This is a genomic window from Streptomyces sp. NPDC042336 (assembly GCF_055581985.1).
The window spans coordinates 1-3974 of record NZ_JBVJEA010000080.1; the positions used below are offsets into that span (position 1 = coordinate 1).

General features: G+C 65.7%; 1 protein-coding gene and 2 pseudogenes. 1 reads left to right on the forward strand and 2 read right to left on the reverse strand.

Translation table 11 applies throughout. The features are described 5' to 3' along the window. Positions 1-1868: 1868 nt before the first annotated feature. A pseudogene (locus tag ACZ6IM_RS42335) lies at positions 1869-2311 on the reverse strand (DDE-type integrase/transposase/recombinase); the annotation flags it as partial. A gap of 28 nt (positions 2312-2339) precedes the next feature. After that, a protein-coding gene (locus tag ACZ6IM_RS42340) for an IS630 family transposase (RefSeq protein WP_469564569.1) occupies positions 2340-3412 on the reverse strand; the annotation gives its coding sequence in 2 pieces (ribosomal slippage) (positions 2340-2902 and positions 2902-3412; 1074 coding nt in all). Between the two features lie 61 nt (positions 3413-3473). On the opposite strand from ACZ6IM_RS42340, the pseudogene ACZ6IM_RS42345 reads away from it, so the two are divergent. Beyond that, positions 3474-3771: pseudogene (locus tag ACZ6IM_RS42345) on the forward strand (transposase family protein); the annotation flags it as partial. Positions 3772-3974 lie beyond the last annotated feature (203 nt).

The window sequence follows — 3974 nt, forward strand, 5'->3', positions numbered from 1 at the left end:
ACGCGATCCCCGCAACTACCTGGCCTTTCTTGGACTCGCCGCCGCCCTGTGCTGCTACAAGCGACTCGTTCGCCTCACCACGTAGGACACGGTCTAAGGCGCCATTCTTGGCGGTGGTGCTCCGCTTCGTACCCTGGGTTCTTCGCCGCGGCCAGCCCGATCTCCCTCCGGTAGGCCGGACACACAGCCTGCGTCGCCGCTCATACCGCGGTGGTACAGGCCATCCGCATGTGCGTAAAGCTTGCCAGGCCCACGTTCACGTGTACGCCGACACCGACCCAGCCCTCCGGACGGATTTCGGTCTCGTGGTGTGGTGAACCGTTTGCCGGTTCGGACCGTTGAGGCAGGAGGTGCATGGATGGCCCGGGTTTCGGGCGGAGGATCGTATGGAGCAGCGTGCTGACACGACCGCGGAGCAATGCGCGCAGGAGATCGCAGCCCTGTACAGGCTCCAGGGGGGGACGTCCTCTCGCGTTCCTCGCGGCACCCGGTCTACGCAGCACCGGGCAGGTGCGTCCGAGGATGAGGACAGGTCGAGGCCGAGCGGCCGGACACGCCGTGGGCGGGGAACCGACCGCTCAGAGAGAGGCCCTGCCATCACCAACGGAGAACTGGGGAGCTGAAGTGGCGGAAGCACCTAGTTACCAGATGATTCAGCCCCGGGGCGAGGCGGATCTACCCAAAATCGGCGCGAGCGTGGCAATAGGTGGGAAGCTATACACGCGCATTCATGCGGGGGCGTATTGGAGCGGAAGAAATGGGTATCCGATACCCGTACAGCGACACGGCGGGCGTTATACCAAAATCGACAAAGATCAGAGGCGGGCTGTGGCTCGCGATCGCGACAGGGGATTCGACCGCGGCGATACGGCGGCACCCGCGCCCCCTTCGCACACCGAGGGGCAGACACCCTCCCCATACGTTGTTCCGCAGGAAAGCGCCGCGACAACCTCGGCAGGGGCGCCCCCTCCCTACACCGTGGAGCAGGCACCCCCTCCATACGCTTCCGGTCCCGGACCGACAGCCAACAACGCTCTCCACAGCACCGCGCCGAACACAGTAGGGTCGCGCACAGCCCTACGAGATCTCTTCGAAGCCAGCGTACGGTTCGTTCAAAGCGTTATCGAAAATCTTATTTCACGTTTCGAATCGACGAGGCGCAATGGGCGGTCCCTCGTGGATCAGCACCCCGCTGCTCCGCAGTGGCCGCTGGCACAGAGCACCGCTTCCCGTCAAGGGCAGGGCACCCCACCACATCTCACCAGGTGGGAGGGTCAGCTGCCACAGCAGTACAACTCAACCAGAGCACCCCGCCCCTGGGCCCCTTCGAATTCTCAGACTGTGTCATCAGCCGCGGTGCAGAATGAACGGGGGGAGAGGCAGGAGCCTCTGTCCGCTGAGCAGCGTGTTATTCAATGGCGCCGGGAGAATTTTGGCGGACAGCGTCGGAACAAGCTTCCTCGGGAGGAAATGTCTAGCGGTTCGGGTGTTTCACTGCCGCAGAATCCGGTCACCGGGCGGGCCTTGGCCGGCGCTGCGTTGTCTGAATCGGTCCCTTCCCCTTCTCCGACTGTGTCATCAGCCGCGGTGCAGAACAAACGGGGCGAGAGCCAGGCGACTCTGCCCGTTAAGCGGATGATGGGTGACCATCCGCGTCGGAACGAGCTTCCACAAAATCCGGTCGTGCACGCGGCGAACTATGGGCCGCCCCCGCCCCGGGACGGCACGCAGCAGCAGTCAGGGGTTCCTGCTTCATCGCCTTCTGCTCCATTCCGCAGGCCGCCCACGCCGCAAACTGCGCAGAGTAGAGCGACGCGGTGACCGGCTCGTCGTGACTGGTCTGGAGCCATCTACTGGACGAAGACTCAGGAGGTGAATTGAGTGCCGTGGTCGGCGTGGACGATGCCGCCGGGTTCGGGGCGACGGTTGCGGATGGCCGCGTCGAGGGCGTCGACCACAAGCGTGGAGTCCTGGCGGGAGTCGATGGACCAGCCGACGATCCGGCGGCTGTAGGCGTCGAAACCGCGGCGCAGTAGAGCCACCCTTCCCGTAAGCGGTGCTGGGTGATGTCGATGACCCATAGTTCGTTGGGCCGGAGCGGATGGGGTTTCCGGTTGCCCAGGTTCCCGGCTGTGGTGACGTCACGCAGACGTCTCACCCGGGTAGGGCCGGGCAGCCGTAGATTCCGGCCTGCGTCATCAGGACCGAGACGGCCCGCTCACACACCTTGATGCCCCATGGCCGTGGTGAGCCCGGCGTGGGTCCTGCGGTAGTCGTCGGTGCCTCGGGATGCGACGTGGACCTCGCGAATCGCGATCGCGTCCCGCTTACTGAGGTTTTCATGGCGGGGTCGGTGGGGTGATAGCCAGACCTGTGACGGTGAGGCAGCCGTCGACCAGGTGGGGCCGGAGCTGGATCTTGCGTAACTCGCGGCGAAGGATGCGGTCGAGGTCGTCGGATGTGTCGAAGGCGGTGTTGGCCATCGCCCTGCGTACCAGCGACCAGACGGCCTCGACGGGATTGAGGTCAGGTGCGTAGGGCGGGAGGCGGACGGTGGTGAGCCAGTCGTGCTCGGCCTCGTAGCGCTTCAGCCCGGCGGCCAGGTGGGTGTTGAGATTGTCCCAGGCCACCACGATCGGGCCGCCGAGCTGGATGTGCGCGCGGACCAGCAGGTCTCGGTAGTCCTGCCAGGAGAAACTCTTGCGTGCGCCCTGGAGGCGGAGGTGAGCGCGGGGCCGGTGGATGAGGCGGCTCTTTTCACCGGGTTTGTAGCAGCACAGTGCAGCGACCGAGGTCCGGCGGCGAGACCTACCACGGACGCGGATAACGGGGGTCTGCCCGCGCCGGCCCCAGGTGCGGGCCCGGGGAGGAGTCATCGAGAATCCGGCCTCGTCCTCAAAGACGATCCAGGCACCGGACGCCGCCGCGAGTCTTTTACCTGCGGCCACACCTCCCTCTTCCACAGTTCCACCGTGTGCTCGTCGCGCTCGAGTGCTCTGCGGGCGGGTGCCTGCCAGGACCAGCCGTGCCGTTTCAGCAGCCGCCAGACGGTCGCCACCGACAGGCTCACCCCCAGACGCCGGCGGATCACCGTCTGGACCCGGGCCAGGTTCCAGCGTTCGTCTTCGAAGCCGTGAGCTGCTGGTCCCTTGCCGAGTTCCTCCTCGAGCACGGCGAACTGGGCGTCTTTGACGGTCGGGGAGTTCGCCGGTCCCGCCGAGTGCAGGGCCTCCATGCCGCCCTCGCGCCAGGCACGACGCCAGCGTTCCACCGACCGCACACTCACCCGCAGATCCTTCGCGATCACCGCCGTCTTCTCGCCCGCCGCGAACCTCTGCCCGGCCTGAAGCCGGATCCCCTCACGAAACGCCCGACGCTCAGCGGTCAGGCCCCCACCCTCTGGATACCTCACCTCATCGGCATACCGCAGGGATCATGAACCGTCACCACCCGACGACAACCCGAAAACCTCAGTAACCGCGGCCCGCACCCACCGGATCATCCGGATCTGCGAGCGTCAGGGCGTCTCCGTCCTCGCCAACCGGACCTACATCGGCGCCGTCTCCTGGTGACCACACCGATCAGAGGGCTTCCCGGGCGGGACCTCACCACGACCCAGCGGACGATCAACCGAGCCCTGTCAGCGGCACGAGCACCGGTCGAACGAAGCATCGCAAGGCTGAAGTCCTGGCGAATCTTCCGGCCCGCTGCAGCCCGAACCGCATGACCGACATCGCCGCAGCCATCCTCGCGCTGGAACGTCAACACTGAAAAGGCTCAGTGCTACAGCGCTGCACCGGAATGAACCGTCCGTCGACTGGCCCCGTTAGGGCACTACCGATCCGAAACGAGCGGCCACCGAAGCCGCTGCTTACCCCTTCGGGTGTGTCAACTTAACGGCTGATCTTGGTTGTTGAGTTATCGCTGGTCGGTGGCGGTCAGGCGGCCGTCGAAGGCGATCTGGAAGGCGTTGA